A 17,103-nucleotide genomic window follows, 5' to 3' on the forward strand; every position below is an offset into this window, starting at 1 on the left:
GCTCCTACTTGGAACCAGGCCTTCGCTGTATTCTTATTTTTCAAAAATAGCATTAGATAGGAGGCGGAATAAGTAATCAGTATGATCACGGAAGCCTGCTTCTAATCCGATTAGGGTTACATCCTTAGTCTGTTCCTTAACAATGACAGCCTGCCCCTTGGCAGCGGCATTACCTGCCCAGTGACCTGCTATGAAGAAATCCTCAGAGTTTGCTAGGTTTGCAACGACCTTATCATTGTCAGTCCCCGTATACCAAACTGGACGATAGACGAAGCCTAGATCATTCTGAGTATATCCTGCAGTGACACCAGTCCCCTCATAATCTACCTTTACAATTCCATTGCTATTAGATCCGCCGGTATTAATTGTATCATCTGTAAGTCCGAGTGTTTTCGTTGCTCTAGATGCTCCAGCACCCACGGCAATATACTTACCGCCCTTGTTTATAAAAGCATTCACGTTAGCTTTGAATAAATCAAGCTGGCCAGCATTCTGGAAGCCAAATTCTTTGTTTGCAGCAGATAAGTTTGTTGAAATAAGGCTTTCTGTCCCGCTGTAAACAAATACATCAAATCTATTAAGCCTTTTCTCCGCTACCTCAACTGGTGTTACCTCAGTCACATCAAAGCCAAGATGCTTAAGAGCAAGTTTAGTTCCACTGTGGGATTGTTGTTTGCCCATACCGCCATCCTTCAAAATGGCTACTTTTAGGCTTGATAAAGCAACCGCATCCGCAGGTACCTTGGCTGTTGATTCGATCTTTAATCCGGACGCTTTCACGGCTGCAGAAATTTCATTTGCTGCTGCTTCAGTATAGAAGTTACCTTTTGCATCACGCTTTACAGCTACGCCTTGTTGTAACAATGCATTTGCTAGATTCACTGCTTTCACGGAACTGTTAGGAATTAAGAATGGTCCCTTACCAATAACAGAACCTTGTTCTGTAACTTGAGTTACTTTAGTTGATGTAACATCGACGGAAGTTTGTGTAGGAACCGCCTCAAATCCCCAAAGTTCTGGCAGACTCCATGCTGAAATATCATACATGGCTGGTGTATCATTGGTGATGTCTTCACCATCCCAAAGTATGGTGTTGGCCAACCCAGCCTTAGCCTGATCCATTTTTACAATATAAGTTCCTTTAGGATATGTTTTTCCATCTGCAGTAAAATCCTTTGCTGCCTGAACCACTTCAATATCATTTTTTAGCAAATGAGTAACGGCTTTATCCGTTACAGTTGGATCCTTTTCATCAACCGGCAGGATATATGCTTTCGGGAAGAAGCCTTCCGGATGGAATGGATGATCAAAATTGATACCCCGTTTAAACATTTCAATTTGATAGGTAATCATTGCTTGCTTATTCTCTGTTGCGAATTTCAGTGCACCCATAATGGCATCATACTGCCAGCGGACACCATCCCAATCGTTGGTCGGCGCTTCTAGTGTATGTCCGTAGGCACCATGATACATGGCATACATTGGAGTGAAAATTGGCGGATAGTCATCCCAGCCGGCTGAGTCATCACGCTGTGGAACGTAAACGCCTTGCATGGTCTTGTAAAGATCGCCTTTAAAACTAGCGTTATCTGCCATAATGTTTGCTTCCATTGCTTCTGCCTGCTGATAAGCCCACTTATTATAAAGGTCATATTCATAGTTTGGATTATGCGGCGGTGTACAAGGTTCGATTAACCCTTGACGGTTTGGAGCATAGTTCTTTACATATCCATGTGTATCAAGGAATACCATTGGATTCCACTCTTTAATCAGTGCAACGGTTTCCTGTGTTTCCGGTTGTGACTGCGTAATGAAGTCGCGGTTTAAGTCAATTCCTTCCCCATTAAAACGTGTCGCATTGACACGGCCGTCAGGATTTTGAACAACATTAAATATAAGAATATTGTTGGCTAAAATCTTTTTGGTCTCGGCATCATTCTGTGTAGCAAAGCGTTCAATTAGCTGAAGAACAGCATCGCTTCCTACAAATTCAGTTCCATGGATAGAACCGTTAATCATAACCGGAACCTTAAAATCCGGGTTAGCGGCAATCCAATCCTGGGCCTTGCCTGGATTTTTAAACATTTGTTTTCGTAAAGATTGTATTTTACCAAACTTTCCTTGGGTGGTTGGATCGGCAATGGTTACCACATATAGAGGATTACCATCTGCTGATGTTCCGCGAACCTCCACTTTCACACGGTTGGATTGTTTCTCGATGCTGCTCAGCTTCGCGCCTATTTGCGAGAACTTCACAAAATCATAGTTTTCACTATTAAACTTGCTTCCATCCTGTTCTTCGTATGCATTAACGTTTGTCCACTTTTGTCCCTCGGCAAAACCTGTTGTCCATGGAATAGTGGTAACAAGAGTCGCAACCAGCAAACCGGCAACGGCCTTTTTCTTTTTCTTTTTATTCACACCTATTTACCTCCTAATTTTGTATATATATTATTTTTTATGTATTTTATATACATTACTATTCTATTATTATATTCATTAAAATAACAACCTACTATTTTCCTTAATTTGGGTAAATTGGATAATAAAGATAGGAAAATGGTAACGAGTATTAACATGATAAATTTCAGAATATATACTACTTTTAATACTCCTAAATGGGTATAACACTATAGAAATAGTAAATGGCAACCCGCTATCATTTTTAGGGAGGTAAAATAATGAAATGGAAGGGAAGACGCGAAAGCTCGAATGTTGAAGACCGTAGAGGAATTGGCGGCAAAACCATTATTGGAGGAGGGATAGGCAGTATCATCATCGTGCTCCTCTTTACACTTCTTGGGGGAAATCCCGGGGATATAATGAACAACATGACAACAAATAATGCTTCTGACACCAATACTCCATACCAAGAAACTGCAAAAGAAAAGGAACAAGCGGATTTTGTCTCTGTCGTTCTGGCAGATACAGAAGATATATGGTCTGAGGAATTTAAAAAAAGAGGCCTCACCTACGAAAACCCTAAGCTCGTTTTGTACAGCGGCAGTGTCCAATCAGCTTGTGGATCTCAAAGTGCAGCTGTGGGTCCGTTTTATTGTCCAGGTGACCACAAGCTTTACATTGATTTGAGTTTTTATCAGGAACTGAAAGACAAATTTCAAGCACCAGGTGATTTTGCGATGGCCTACGTCATTGCCCATGAGGTAGGTCACCATGTACAGACGCTTTTGCATTCGGGAGATCAAGTTTCCGCAGCCAGGAAGCGAACAAATGAGTACTCTGTCCGGTATGAATTACAGGCAGACTATTTGGCCGGTGTTTGGGCTCACTACGCGCAGGGGAAGGGATACCTTGAAAAGGGTGACTTGGAAGAGGCATTAAATGCAGCTAACTCTGTTGGTGACGATAATATTCAGAAAAAAGCACAGGGCTATGTGGTTCCTGAGAGTTTTACCCATGGAAGCTCTGAGCAAAGAATGCGTTGGTTTAATAAAGGGTTTAAGACCGGCACTATTGAGGGCGGGGACACATTTAACGCGGCAAATCTTTAAACTCAAGCCATACTTAGATATTAGAAGATGAATCTGGAATGCCTGCATATTCTGACGATTCATCTTCTTTTTTTATAAGTTAGGGTATTTATTATAAAAATTTGTAGAAAAAACTCGAAATATGGACAGAAAATTTAGAGGAAAGTCGAACTTTACTAATAGGTAGATAGTTCATATAGAGGAAATTAATGGTGGGGCAAATACTTAAACTTCATAGAAAGATAGGAGAAAAGTTTAATTATGAATAATGAAATACATACAACTGGGGAATTTATACTAAGTAGAAAGGAAACATACGGAAAAAACAAACAGATCAAACCTGTCCCGGTTTTTACCACAAGAATGGAAAAACGTGAATATTATAAAAACGTCCATTTGTTTGATATACGTAATGTATTGGATGTTAGAGGTTTATTAAAAGATATAAGTGAAAATTTACATACATATGTAAAACAGGTTCAACAATGGATTCAAAAGAATCCAATAAAAAGACTTATTGTCACGGGGATTTTTACAGTAGTTCTTGGACTATATACCATTAATGCGAATGCAGCTTATATTCAGGAATACACGTACCAGGTGAAAAATAATGAAAAAATTGAGGAAATCGCAGCCAAACACGGGGTGACCGTTCAAGGAATATTGGCTGCAAATGGTCTGACCTCTATTACGGGCAAGAAGATTTTACTGCCAAAGGTTGAAGACAGAACTGTCACTGCCACAACCTTAAACGTACGGTCTCAACCAACCACTGAAAGCAGTATTATTGGGAAATATAAAAAAGGTGATATTGTGAAGGTTTCTTTTGTAGAAAACGGCTGGGCTGGCATCCTGATTAATGGACGGGTCTGCTTCGTAAGTGCAGATTATTTAATAAACCCAGAAAAAGTAGAAACATCTATACCTGAATCAAAAGCTAAGATCATGTATGTAACCGCCTCTTCATTACGGGTGAGAGAAGGAGCCACAACTAGCAGTGCTGTGTTAGACTCGTTACATTATAATGATCAAGTGTTGGTGATATCAAGTACGAATGGCTGGGCAAAGATTAACTTCAATGGGAAAAAGGCATTCGTCAGTGAAACTTATCTTACGAGTAAAGAACAAGCTAACACAAATTCAACCTCATCTGTTTATGTGATAAAGGCGGGTGATACCTTTACAAAAATAGCTAGGGCGCGTGGAATAACGATAGCATCCATACAAAAACTGAATCCAGCTATAGAGCCAACTAAATTGAAAATTGGGCAAAAAATTAATATTCCTGCCGCCGTATCAAAACCAAATCAAGTCAAGGTTGAGGCCGAAATAGGCAGGGTGGATTCTAAAGGAACATTTCGTTTTATCACGACTGAAGGCCGCGCTTATAATGCAAAAGCAACAGGAAAGTTGATTGATGAATTAAAAAAAGCCCAAGGGAAAAAAGTTACCCTCACGCTGGAAGGAGTAAGGGGCCAACAATTAAATTTAATATCCCTTCAATAAACGTCCATTCTTATGGATAAAGACCCTATAGATTATAAACTATAGGGTCTTTATCTATGACACGCCTGCAACTTAAGGAAAGACTTCCGCTGAATTAAGGAACGCCTCAAGATTGAATTAACCTTTACATGGATATCCGCACGTGCAAACTCTCCATTCCAGTTTTTAACCGCCTCAAGTTGTTTAGTATGTTGTCTATTCATAACTTCCCCGAATTCAAAAATGTCTACTTAATACTTGTTTTGAACCAATTTTATAATGGATTCAATATGTTTGCTTACCCTTTTGATGACCATATCTTCTACTTTTTCATAAGCCATTATGTCACCCTAGATTAAAAGGGGACTGTACGCCGATAATAAAACCTTCAAGTTTAATCTCTACATCTATAGTCGGAATATTATTTTGATAATAGGCATAAACATCTGTGCTGATATGAACAACTTGGATGTAGGGGTTATAGTCATTTTTTATAAAAATCCAACAATTATCCAAATGGTTGGTAGATGATTCTAAACTACCAGCATTGAATATTCTGTGTTATTCCTAAAAGGATTTATTTTACATTAGCTAGAATACATATAGATGATGCCAAAAATTCGCTCTTTTTTATGAAAAGGAGGAGTCCGTTTGTCACAGGAGCAAATGAATCCGACAATTGAAAGAATAATAGATAACATTGAAAAGGTGATGATTGGAAAACGGAATGTCGCAGAATTAAGTTTAGTGGCACTGCTTGCCGGCGGACATGTGTTACTTGAAGACGTCCCTGGTGTCGGAAAAACGATGATGGTTCGTGCCCTCGCCACGTCCATCAATGCCAACTTTCGAAGGATCCAATTCACACCGGATCTTTTACCGTCCGACGTAACGGGTGTATCCATATACAATCCAAAAGAACTGGAATTTCAATTTCGTCCGGGTCCTCTCATGGGAAACATTATCCTAGCTGATGAAATCAATCGCACATCACCGAAAACTCAATCCGCACTCCTAGAAGGGATGGAAGAAGCAAGCGTTACCATTGATGGTGTGACCCATAAATTGAACCGGCCCTTTTTTGTAATGGCTACACAAAACCCAATTGAGTACGAGGGGACGTATCCACTTCCCGAGGCGCAGCTTGATCGCTTCTTGCTAAAGATGAAAATGGGCTACCCAGATTTGCAAGAGGAAATGGAAGTCCTCAACCGGGCCCAAAAGATACCGCCGATTGAGGAGCTTACACCAGTGATTAACCTCGAAGAATTGATTAGTCTCCAGAATGAAATTAAAAATGTTTTTGTCGATGATACAATAAAGCGTTACATAGTCGATATTGTCAACAGGACAAGAGGGCATGGCAGCGTCTATCTTGGGGCAAGTCCAAGGGGATCGATTGCCCTTATGAAAGCTGCCCAGGCCTATGCGTTTATGTATAACCGTGACTTTTGTCTGCCGGATGATATTCAGTATTTAGCTCAATTTGTTTTATCACACCGTATTATTTTGAAGTCAGAGGCAAAATTTGAGGGGATCACAGCAGAAGAAATTGTCAACGGTGTAATTGCAAGAGTACCTGTACCGGTTCAAAGGCTTGTGAAGTAATCATGATAGGACAGTCGATTCTTTTTAAAAAAATATGGAGATTTATTCTCTTACTTATTCTGATTCTCCTCACGTTTTCGTATGCCATGTTCGAAGGAGGATTTGTCAGCTGGTTTTTATTTTATAGCTTTTTACCATTTGCTATTTATTGCATTGCATTATCCCTATATTCATTAAATGAATTGGAAGTCACAAGGATTTTGCCAAAGAGTGATTTCAATGACGGGGAATCCTTAAAGGTAACCGTAAAGGTAAAGCGAACGAAAGCCTTTCCCTTATTCTTTCTACTTATCGAAGATCAATTGGATGAACCATTAAAATCAGCTCAACAACGTAAAAAAGCAAAGGCCCTTATCCTGCCAGGTTTGAAAAAAGAATTTTCTTATGAATATATCATCGATGAACTGCCGCGCGGTGAACATTTTTTTCGTTCTTTTACACTTAAAATTGGCGATCCTCTAGGGTTATTTGAAAAAGAAAAAACCTTTACTCAAGAAGGGAAAGTCATTGTCTATCCTGCTTATTCCGAGCTGTTTTACCAGCCATTTGAGAACCAATACGATCAAGGCCTAACTGCATCGAGAGAACGGGTCCAGCGTGATACCTCCATGGCGGTTGGGGTAAGAGATTACCAGCCAGGAGACCGTGTTTCTTGGATTAATTGGAAAGCGTCAGCTAAGAGAAACGAAATCATGACAAAGGAATTTGAACAGCGCCAATCACACGATGTGTTTGTGATTATGGACTGTGCACCTGATAAGTGCTTTGAAGCAGTTGTATCCTATACGGCTTCACTCGTTCGAGCTGTTTTAAAGAAGGGTGCACAGACAGGATTCTTAACCTTTAGTAAAGACAGGGCATACTTTCCTATTAGCGGGGGAGAACCACACCTTAGACAACTCTTTTATCATTTGGCTAAAATCGAGGGGAAAAGCTTAAAGACGTTTGAAAAGGTTATTGAAGCAGAGGGGCTGTTTATTCAGCAAACCGTATCCTTTATACTGGTCACGGCTCAGTTGACAAAACCATTAATTGAAAAGATAAGTTTTCTTGGGCAAAGGAAAGGTTCAATCACCCTTTTTCTTATCAAAGGGAAAAAGGAAACAGCCTCAGACAATGAACGTTCTCTGATCGCTGTTGCCAATGCCCGCGGAATTCGAGTCGTCATGGTTAATGAAGGCGAGCAAAGGTCAGCCTTTTCGGAGGTGAGCTTACGAGTATGAAAAGGGATATTCCTACGTTTCTTTTATACGTATTCAGTTTTTTCTTATTATGGGAATGGCTTCGTCCGGTCAACCAATTAACCGATACTAGTAATATGGGCATCTTTATTATTTTTTTAATTATTTCTTTTACTGCATCCTTTCTAAATCTCAAGGTAATTTGGCAATCGACCCTGATGCTCATTTTTATCCTATTTTCTATCCATCATCTGCACTATGAGGAAGGACTTTTTACCATCAGTTGGTTGTCGTCCTTCATGATGGATTGTATAGATAATATCCGCTACCTTATTGGCAGACAGTGGTACAACCTATCAAATGAATTCCGAACCCTTTTGTTTTTTCTCCTGCTAGGGTTAATGGTTTACTTAATTCACTACTGGCTTTTAAGAAAACAGCGGATCTTTATCTTTTTCTTTATGACACTGGTCTATATAACGGTACTAGATACGTTTACAACCTATAGTGCGAAAACAGCTATTATTCGAACGGTTGTGGCGGGGTTTGCGGTTATGGGGATGCTGACCTTTTACCGAATCATCCAAAAAGAGAAGGTTCATTATGACGCAGGAGTGATTCGAAAGTGGATGATTCCCCTATCCGTGATGATTTTTTTCAGTGTTTTGGTTGGGATAGCTGCACCTAAAGCGGCGCCAATCTGGCCGGATCCCGTTCCGTATCTGACGGCTAGCAACGACAAGGCAGGTACATCCAGTCATGGAGCAGGTCCGCACCGAATCGGGTATAGTACCGATGATACAGCCTTAGGAGGTCCATTTGTTGGGGATGACCAGGCTGTATTTGCCTATGAAGGCAATGGGGAAAACTATTGGAAAATGGAAACGAAGGATATGTATACGGGGAAGGGCTGGATTGCGTCTGGATCAACATTTCGAACTTTTAAAAAAGGTGGTCTTGTTCCTATTTATTCGATTCCGGCCGAAGTCGAAAAAATAAAAGAAACGGCCCGTGTGATTTTGAACGGCAGTTATAAATTTAATTATGTCATGTATCCAGCAGGGGTTACTAAGGTATTATCTATACAGCCTTCTAACCAAAATACAAATGAGTTTTTAATCGATGGAAACAATGAGAAAATTAGCTTTGTTACTAGCAATCAGCAACCTGTGGTACCCCAATCCTTTACCGTTGAATTTGATATTCCAAAATATAAAGCTTCTGAGTTATTGAAGACAACTGCGTTTCCTGCAGAGATGAACAGGGCTTTTTATGAAAAATATACGATGGTGCCAAATGATTTGCCGCCGCGGGTAAAAGAATTGGCAGAAGAAATTACAAAGGGAAAGACAAACTGGTATGACAAGGCAAAGGCAGTTGAAGAGTATTTTGGTAATACTGGATATATTTATGATCAGAAAAATGCTGCAGTTCCGGGTGAGAAGGATGATTATGTCGATCAATTCTTGTTCGAAACAAAAAGAGGCTACTGTGATAACTTTTCAACTTCTATGGCGGTCGTGCTGAGAACAATCGGCATTCCTACACGCTGGGTAAAGGGCTACACTGGTGGTGAGTTTAAGGCATACGGTGATGAGGGCTCTTCCAAGCAGTTTTATGAAGTTACCAATAATAATGCCCATTCATGGGTAGAGGTCTTTTTCCCCAATTTAGGCTGGGTGCCATTTGAGCCGACGGTAGGCTTTTCCAATGAAGTTAATATCAATTATGATGTGGAAGGGGATTCGGTCGTAAGTAACCAGCCAATTATACCCTCATCCGTAAAAAAAACGCAGAAGGAAGAGAAAAATCCTACAATGGCAAAGAAGAATTCTAACCAATCCAATTGGAAGGAAACATTTATGAATAAGGTAAAACTGCATTGGGGAAAGATTCTTTTAATTACTCTTCTATTAGCGGGAATAGCGGTCCTTCTTTACCGCTTACGTGGACGATGGGCTCCATATGGGATCTTGTTCTTTTATAAATACAAGAAAAAGGATGAAAACTTTGGCTCTGCGTATCTGATATTATTAAATCAGTTAGAGCGTTATGGTTTAAAGCGAAAAGGAAATCAAACCCTTCAAAGTTATGCACGTTATATTGATACGTTTTTTTCAACAAGAGAAATGACCCGTTTAACCGCACGCTATGAACAATATCTTTATCATCAAAGTCTGCCAAAAGGAACTTGGAAAGAAACGCGTGAATTGTGGGAAAATTTAATTAAAAAGACAATCGCTTGACCGGAAAAACGCCTTATTGTTACAATAAGTTTTAATTCAATAGGGTTGAATACCTTCATATATCCTCGAAAATAGGGTTCGAGAGTATCTACCGGGCCGCCGTAAATGGCCTGACTATGAAGGCGGAATTTTTTTAGTGATACTTTTGCGAGATAACTAGAATTCTGCCTTCCTGTTTATGTTGGGGAGAGAATTCTAGTTTTTTTTATTTTTCCGCTTAATTGTATAAGCTAGTATTATTATTTAGAAATTGAGGGGTGACTGTTTTGACGGAAAAGCAAGATTTAATTGTTGTGTTAGACTTTGGAAGCCAATATAATCAACTGATTACCCGCCGCATTCGTGAGTTCGGCGTGTACAGTGAGCTTCATCCACATACGATTACTGCAGAAGAAATTCGCAAAATGAATCCAAAGGGGATTATTTTTTCTGGTGGTCCAAACAGCGTTTATGATGAAAATTCATTCCGCTGTGATGAAGCCATTTTTGAAATGGGCTTGCCGATTCTAGGGATTTGTTACGGAATGCAGTTAATGACCGTTCATTTTAACGGGAAAGTTGAAAAAGCGCAGCAGCGTGAGTATGGAAAGGCGACTATGGTCCTTGAACATCCAACTGCCTTATTTGCCGAATTGCCTAGTGAGCAGACTGTTTGGATGAGTCATGGTGATCTAGTTGTGGAGGCACCTGAAGGGTTCACCGTTAATGGAACAAGCCCGTCTTGTCCAATTTCAGCGATGAGCGATGAGGATCGCAAACTTTATGCTGTTCAATTCCATCCGGAGGTACGTCATTCTGTATATGGAAATGAACTGCTCAAGAATTTTGTCTTTAAAGTTTGTGAGTGCAATGCTAATTGGTCAATGGAAAACTTTATTGAAACAGAAATGGCCAAGATCCGCGAGACCGTTGGTGATAAGAAGGTCCTTTGTGCACTAAGCGGCGGAGTGGATTCTTCTGTAGTTGCCGTGTTAATTCATAAAGCAATTGGTGATCAATTAACTTGTATCTTTGTAGATCATGGTCTACTTCGCAAAAATGAAGCAGACAGCGTTATGAAGACCTTCTCTGAAGGTTTCCATATGAATGTGATTAAAGTCGATGCAAAGGAACGCTTCTTTTCCAAATTAGAAGGTGTTTCAGATCCTGAGAAGAAGCGGAAGATTATCGGCAATGAATTTATTTATGTATTCGATGATGAGGCAGCTAAACTTGAGGGAATTGAGTTTTTAGCACAAGGTACTCTTTACACCGATATTATTGAAAGTGGAACAGCAACAGCACAAACGATTAAATCGCATCACAATGTAGGCGGTCTTCCAGAAGACATGCAATTTAAATTAATCGAACCGCTCAATACCTTATTTAAGGATGAGGTTCGTGCCCTTGGTACGGAACTCGGCATTCCTGATGATATTGTTTGGCGGCAGCCATTCCCTGGTCCTGGTCTTGGAATTCGTGTCCTAGGAGCGATTTCAGAAGACAAGCTTGAAATTGTCCGTGAATCGGATTGGATTTTACGCGAAGAAATCAAAAAGGCTGGGCTTGATCGCGAAATTTGGCAATACTTCACCGTGCTGCCAGATATCCGCAGTGTTGGTGTTATGGGTGATGCACGGACCTATGATTATACAATCGGGATCCGCGCCGTTACTTCTATTGATGGGATGACATCTGACTGGGCGCGAATCCCGTGGGATGTATTAGAACTCATCTCTACTCGAATTGTGAATGAAGTACCTCACGTGAACCGGGTGGTTTACGATATCACGAGCAAGCCGCCTGCAACCATTGAATGGGAATAAACTAAATAGCCTTTATTAGGGCAAAAAAATAAGACGAGCCGATAGCAGGCTCGTCTTATTTTTTTGATGTCGGCATGGAGCTAGACGCACAATATGGGTTATCGTTCATGTCGATTTATGGTGAATGGGAAAGAATTTTGGAAGGATTAAACAAAAATACGAACAATGCTATTTTTTTTAATAACAACGTTCGTATTTTTTGTTTACAAGCTTTTTGCGACCTGTTAAAATAAAAAAGGAAATAAGGTAAATAATCAATTGCATCGTATAATATTGGGAATATGGCCCAAGAGTTTCTACCGAGCCACCGTAAATGGCTTGACTACGAGGCAGTGTGAAATAAAGAGGCATTCTTTTCCTCTTATATTGCACGAGCCTATAGTCATGCTCCGGTAGAATATACCGGAGTATTTTTTTGCATAATAAAAGAAAAGATTTATAGGGGGAAAAGAAATGCATAAGTATTTTGAGTTTGAAAAACATGGCACAAATTATCGCCGTGAATTTATTGGGGGCTTAACCACCTTCTTAGCGATGGCTTATATACTAGTTGTAAACCCGTTAACATTATCACTTGCATCCATAAAAGACTTTCCGGATGCATTAAGAATGGACTACGGTTCAGTATTTGTGGCGACAGCCCTAGCATCAGCCCTTGGCTCCATTGTAATGGGTCTACTTGGAAAGTATCCGCTGGCATTAGCGCCGGGTATGGGTTTAAATGCTTTTTTTGCTTATACTGTTGTTTTAGGAAGCGGTATTCCTTGGCAGCATGCACTAGGTGCGGTTCTTATTTCCGGTATCTTCTTTCTTTTACTAACACTTACAGGTCTTCGTGAAAAAATTATTAACGCAATACCAGTTGATTTAAAGCATGCAGTTGGGGCAGGTATTGGTTTGTTTATTACATTTGTTGGCTTACAAAATGCTAAGATTATTGTCAATAATGATGCAACACTAGTTGGTTTGGGAGATTTAACTGCTCCTTCAACACTTTTGGCAATTTTCGGTATCGTCGTTACAGTTATTTTGATGACAAGAGGAATTAATGGAGCTGTTTTCTACGGTATGGTAATTACCGTTATTGTAGGAATGATCTTTGGAGAAATTGAGTTGCCTCATAAAGTGGTAGATACAGTTCCAAGTTTAGCACCTACTTTTGGTGCGGCATTTCAATCGTTTAGTGACAGTTCTTTTTATACGACATCCATGCTCGGAATTATTTTGACTTTCTTGTTTGTTGATTTCTTTGATAACGCAGGAACGTTGGTGGCTGTAGCAAACCAAGCAGGAATCATGAAAGATAATAAACTTCCTCGCGCTGGCCGAGCGTTAATTTCTGATTCAATTGCAACAACTGTTGGTGCTGTCCTTGGTACTTCAACAACAACTTCTTACATTGAGTCATCAGCAGGGGTTGCTGCTGGAGCAAGAACAGGGTTTGCTTCATTAGTTACTGCTGGACTGTTTATCTTATCACTCTTTTTCTTCCCGTTACTGTCAGTTGTAACAGCACCGGTAACGGCACCAGCTTTAATCATTGTTGGGGTATTGATGGTTTCTTCATTAGGTAATATTGATTGGAAAAAATTTGAGATTGCTGTTCCTGCTTTCCTAACAATGATTGCAATGCCGCTGTCATACAGTATTGCTACTGGGATTGCAGTAGGGTTTATTTTCTACCCGATTACAATGATTGTAAAAGGCCGTATAAAAGAGATTAACCCAATCATGTACCTATTCTTTGTGATCTTTGTGTTATATTTTATCTTAAAATAAATCAAATACTCCGAGGGAACTGTGACCATACAGTTCCCTTTTTGTATATCGGGGCGAAATTGTGACAGACTACATTCATTTATTTGAATCTTTGTCGAACAATGGCGTTGACTTCCTGTTTAACCTCTTATAACATGAAAATAGTAAGTGTTTGCAGGAGAAACGGGGGTGAAGGTTTGGCGAACCTATTAATCGATAAAGTATTAAATAACAATGTATTAATTGCTGAACACCCTTCCTTCAAAGAAGTTGTCTTGATCGGGAAAGGTATAGGGTTTAATCGAAAACGAGGCGACTATATAGAAACAGAAACCGTTGAAAAGCTTTTTGTTTTGAAAGATGAAAAGGAGCAAGAAAATTACATTAAATTGCTTCCGTTTATTGATTTGGATTATTTAGAAGTTATTATCTCTGCGATTGATATAATCAAACAGCGTACACATACAGATTTAAATGAACATATTCATGTGGCCCTAACAGATCACTTAATGTTCGCCCTTACAAGAGCATCGAAAGGGATGGAAATGAGGAATCCATTTTTAGTCGAAACAAAGGCACTTTATCGGCATGAATATGAAATCGCTTCAACGGTCGTTGAACACATTGGTGAAAAAACAGGAATACTCCTTCCAGTAGGGGAAATCGGATTTATTGCTTTACACATTCATAGTGCCTTGACCAATAAAAATTTATCGGATGTTAATCAGCACTCACAGCTTGTCAGTAAATTAGTTGCCATGGTTGAGGATCAATTTGATATTGAAATTGACAAAGAAAGTATTGATTACATGAGGCTTGTCCGCCATCTCCGTTTCGCAATTGAGCGCGTGATAAAAGCTGAGAAGGTTGAGGAACCAGAAAAAATTGCAAACCTATTGAAAGTTGAATATCCGGTGTGTTATAATCTCTCATGGAAGCTCATTAAAGTGATGCAGCAAACATTAAAAATGAAGGTCTTCGATGCAGAAGCCGTTTATTTAACGATGCATTTGCAGAGACTTCAAAACAAATTTAAATAGCACTTATTATTTTTTACGTGTTACTGATTCGATCAGGCATGAGTGAAAAGTATTAATTGAATTGAAGGATTTGGGGTAGTCTATACCTAAACTTCGTTTCAATTGTACTTTTACTCATGCCTTTTTTGTTGTTTTTTATCTATCGTGTAACCGCTTTATGAGCTAAAAATTTTCAGGAGGTCATTTAAATGAAAAACGCTTTTGGTACTTTACAAAAAGTTGGTAAAGCACTTATGCTTCCGGTTGCTCTTTTACCGGCTGCAGGAATCTTGCTTGCATTAGGTGCTGCGTTAGTCAATCCGGCGTTATTGAACCTAGCACCTTGGCTAGATAATAGTGGAGTTGCAATGGTTGCATCTGTTATGAAGAACGCCGGGGATATTGTTTTCGGTAACCTGCCGTTGTTATTTGCCGTTGGTGTTGCTGTAGGTTTAGCTGGCGGAGAAGGAACAGCTGGACTAGCAGCAATCATTGGTTACTTAATTATGAATGTAACAATGGGTACAGTTTTAGGCATTGATGCGAAATCTATTAATGGAACAAGTTATGTAAGTGTCTTAGGTATCCCGACTCTTCAAACTGGGGTATTTGGCGGTATTATTGTTGGTATTATCGCTGCAACTATGTACAATAAGTTTTTTGAAATCGAGCTTCCGTCCTATCTAGGATTCTTTGCGGGAAAACGTTTTGTTCCAATTATCACAGCTGCTACAGCAATCATTCTTGGATTAATCATGCTAGTTATTTGGCCGCCAATCCAATCTGGATTGAACGCATTCTCTAACAACATGGTTAATGCGAACCTAACTCTTTCTGCATTTATTTTCGGGGTTATTGAACGTGCATTGATTCCATTTGGATTACATCATATTTTCTATTCACCTTTCTGGTATGAATTCGGAACGTATACTACTAAAGCAGGTCAGGTTGTTCATGGTGACCAGCGTATCTTTATGGCTCAGATTTCAGACCATGTGAAAAATCTTACTGCTGGTACATTTATGACTGGTAAATTCCCATTCATGATGTTTGGTCTTCCAGCAGCTGCATTAGCAATTTATCATGAAGCAAAGCCTGAAAAGAAAGTGTTTGTTGGTGGTTTAATGGCATCGGCTGGACTAACTGCTTTCCTAACAGGTATTACTGAACCGATTGAATTCTCATTCCTATTCGTTGCGCCAATATTGTTTGGTATTCATGCTATATTTGCTGGTTTATCATTTATGGTAATGCATCTGTTAAATGTAAAAATCGGTATGACATTCTCTGGTGGTTTAATTGACTATGTACTATTTGGTTTAATTAATCCACAGACACATGCTTGGCTTGTAATTCCAGTTGGTCTTGTGTTTGCGGTTATTTACTACTTTGGTTTCCGTTTTGCGATTCGTAAGTTTGATCTTAAAACACCTGGACGTGAGCTAGAGGAAGAAGAAGGCGAACAAACAGCAGGAAAGGCTGCAGGTGGAGATTTAGCTTCTAATATTTTAGATGCTATGGGCGGTAGAGATAATATCGCAAATCTTGATGCATGTATTACACGTCTTCGTGTATCGGTAAAAGATATTAAAAATGTTAACAAAGATGAATTAAAACGCCTTGGTGCTGCAGGTGTACTTGAGGTAGGTAACAATATTCAGGCTATCTTTGGCCCGCGTTCTGAAACCATTAAAGGTCAAATGAAAGATATCATGTCAGGGAAACGTCCTCGTGCAGCGGCTCCTGAACAAAAGCAGGCTCAGACTACTACTACTACTACTACTGATGCTATGCAGAATGCACGTCAAAACGAAGTATTCGCTGCACCACTTAAGGGCGAAATCAAGCCAATTACGGAAGTTCCTGACCAAGTGTTTGCTGGTAAGATGATGGGTGATGGTTTTGCGATTGTACCTTCAGAAGGTATGGTGGTATCACCTGTTAATGGTAAGATTGTCAACTTGTTCCCAACTAAACATGCGATTGGCATTCTTTCTGATACTGGACGTGAGATCCTCATCCATGTAGGGATTGATACGGTTAACTTAAAAGGTCAAGGATTCGAAACGTTAGTAACAGAAAATGAAATCATTGAGCAAGGTCAACCACTCTTGAAGTTCGATATTAACTATATTAAAGAAAATGCAACTTCTACCATTACTCCGGTTGTCTTCACAAACCTAGCGGAAGGTGAAAAGGTGGTAATTGAGAAGTCGGGTCAAGTTAATATGAAACAAGAAGGTATTGTTAAGATCACTAAGTAAGTTTGAAAAAGAAGCTGGCCGAATGGCTGGCTTCTTTTTTAAATTGATAGGAGAGAGGAAATGAAAAAGTGAAATTTAGTATTGACCCAACCTAATCATGGTGGTATTATATTTAAGCGGTCGTTGAGAGGAAGTTAATAACAATTTCAAACAAAAAAAGTTATTGACTCAGTTTTAACGATGTGTTATATTAGTAAAGTTGCTTCTGCTGAGGCATCATCAAAATGATTGTTCTTTGAAAACTAA

11 protein-coding genes and 2 riboswitches are annotated in these 17,103 nt (G+C 39.5%); of the genes, 9 read left to right on the forward strand and 2 right to left on the reverse strand.

Annotated elements, in window-relative coordinates; genetic code table 11:
* Positions 1 to 33: 33 nt before the first annotated feature.
* Positions 34 to 2,421, reverse strand: a complete 2,388-nt coding sequence (locus COD92_RS03130; protein WP_098995895.1) for a M14 family zinc carboxypeptidase — start codon at positions 2,419 to 2,421, stop codon at positions 34 to 36.
* Positions 2,422 to 2,681: 260 nt separating this feature from the next.
* Here COD92_RS03130 and ypfJ point away from each other — a divergent pair, with 260 nt between their 5' ends.
* Positions 2,682 to 3,512, forward strand: coding sequence for a KPN_02809 family neutral zinc metallopeptidase (gene ypfJ, locus COD92_RS03135; RefSeq protein ID WP_098532242.1), 831 nt, complete (start codon positions 2,682 to 2,684; stop codon positions 3,510 to 3,512).
* 240 nt (positions 3,513 to 3,752) lie between these two features.
* On the forward strand, positions 3,753 to 4,997 hold the full coding sequence (locus COD92_RS03140; RefSeq protein ID WP_098532241.1) for an SH3 domain-containing protein: 1,245 nt from the start codon (positions 3,753 to 3,755) through the stop codon (positions 4,995 to 4,997).
* 50 nt (positions 4,998 to 5,047) lie between these two features.
* On the opposite strand, the gene COD92_RS33235 is transcribed toward COD92_RS03140, so the two are convergent.
* Positions 5,048 to 5,221: a Ger(x)C family spore germination C-terminal domain-containing protein gene (locus COD92_RS33235; protein WP_368731452.1), complete on the reverse strand. Its 174-nt coding sequence runs from the start codon at positions 5,219 to 5,221 to the stop codon at positions 5,048 to 5,050.
* 421 nt (positions 5,222 to 5,642) lie between these two features.
* Here COD92_RS33235 and COD92_RS03145 point away from each other — a divergent pair, with 421 nt between their 5' ends.
* From COD92_RS03145 to ptsG, 7 genes are all read left to right on the forward strand, one after another.
* The gene (locus COD92_RS03145; RefSeq protein WP_483295668.1) at positions 5,643 to 6,584 is read left to right on the forward strand and encodes an AAA family ATPase; all 942 of its coding nucleotides are present in this window, start codon (positions 5,643 to 5,645) and stop codon (positions 6,582 to 6,584) included.
* Positions 6,585 to 6,586: 2 nt separating this feature from the next.
* The gene (locus COD92_RS03150) at positions 6,587 to 7,807 is read left to right on the forward strand and encodes a DUF58 domain-containing protein (protein ID WP_098532239.1); all 1,221 of its coding nucleotides are present in this window, start codon (positions 6,587 to 6,589) and stop codon (positions 7,805 to 7,807) included.
* The gene (locus COD92_RS03155) at positions 7,804 to 10,011 is read left to right on the forward strand and encodes a DUF4129 domain-containing transglutaminase family protein (RefSeq protein ID WP_098532238.1); all 2,208 of its coding nucleotides are present in this window, start codon (positions 7,804 to 7,806) and stop codon (positions 10,009 to 10,011) included. The genes COD92_RS03150 and COD92_RS03155 overlap by 4 nt, the downstream gene beginning before the upstream one ends.
* A 35-nt stretch (positions 10,012 to 10,046) precedes the next feature.
* A riboswitch (purine riboswitch) is annotated at positions 10,047 to 10,148 on the forward strand.
* Between the two features lie 129 nt (positions 10,149 to 10,277).
* Entirely contained in the window at positions 10,278 to 11,816 is a 1,539-nt protein-coding gene (gene guaA / locus COD92_RS03160) for a glutamine-hydrolyzing GMP synthase (protein ID WP_098532237.1), read from the forward strand.
* A 243-nt stretch (positions 11,817 to 12,059) separates the two neighbouring features.
* A riboswitch (purine riboswitch) is annotated at positions 12,060 to 12,161 on the forward strand.
* 108 nt (positions 12,162 to 12,269) lie between these two features.
* A complete protein-coding gene (locus COD92_RS03165; protein ID WP_098532236.1) occupies positions 12,270 to 13,595 on the forward strand; it encodes an NCS2 family permease in 1,326 nt (441 codons plus the stop codon).
* A 134-nt stretch (positions 13,596 to 13,729) separates the two neighbouring features.
* On the forward strand, positions 13,730 to 14,614 hold the full coding sequence (gene glcT, locus COD92_RS03170) for a glucose PTS transporter transcription antiterminator GlcT (RefSeq protein ID WP_176541336.1): 885 nt from the start codon (positions 13,730 to 13,732) through the stop codon (positions 14,612 to 14,614).
* Between the two features lie 188 nt (positions 14,615 to 14,802).
* Positions 14,803 to 16,857: a glucose-specific PTS transporter subunit IIBC gene (gene ptsG, locus COD92_RS03175; RefSeq protein ID WP_098532234.1), complete on the forward strand. Its 2,055-nt coding sequence runs from the start codon at positions 14,803 to 14,805 to the stop codon at positions 16,855 to 16,857.
* Positions 16,858 to 17,103: the final 246 nt, after the last annotated feature.

The organism is Bacillus sp. AFS037270 (assembly GCF_002585305.1).

Excerpts from the sequence above, each read along its gene's own strand:
- ypfJ (WP_098532242.1), top strand. The coding sequence starts at position 2,682 with ATGAAATGGAAGGGAAGACGCGAAAGCTCGAATGTTGAAGACCGTAGA.
- COD92_RS03140 (WP_098532241.1), top strand. The coding sequence starts at position 3,753 with ATGAATAATGAAATACATACAACTGGGGAATTTATACTAAGTAGAAAG.
- COD92_RS03145 (WP_483295668.1), top strand. The coding sequence starts at position 5,643 with ATGAATCCGACAATTGAAAGAATAATAGATAACATTGAAAAGGTGATG.
- COD92_RS03150 (WP_098532239.1), top strand. The coding sequence starts at position 6,587 with ATGATAGGACAGTCGATTCTTTTTAAAAAAATATGGAGATTTATTCTC.
- COD92_RS03155 (WP_098532238.1), top strand. The coding sequence starts at position 7,804 with ATGAAAAGGGATATTCCTACGTTTCTTTTATACGTATTCAGTTTTTTC.
- COD92_RS03165 (WP_098532236.1), top strand. The coding sequence starts at position 12,270 with ATGCATAAGTATTTTGAGTTTGAAAAACATGGCACAAATTATCGCCGT.
- glcT (WP_176541336.1), top strand. The coding sequence starts at position 13,730 with ATGAAAATAGTAAGTGTTTGCAGGAGAAACGGGGGTGAAGGTTTGGCG.
- ptsG (WP_098532234.1), top strand. The coding sequence starts at position 14,803 with ATGAAAAACGCTTTTGGTACTTTACAAAAAGTTGGTAAAGCACTTATG.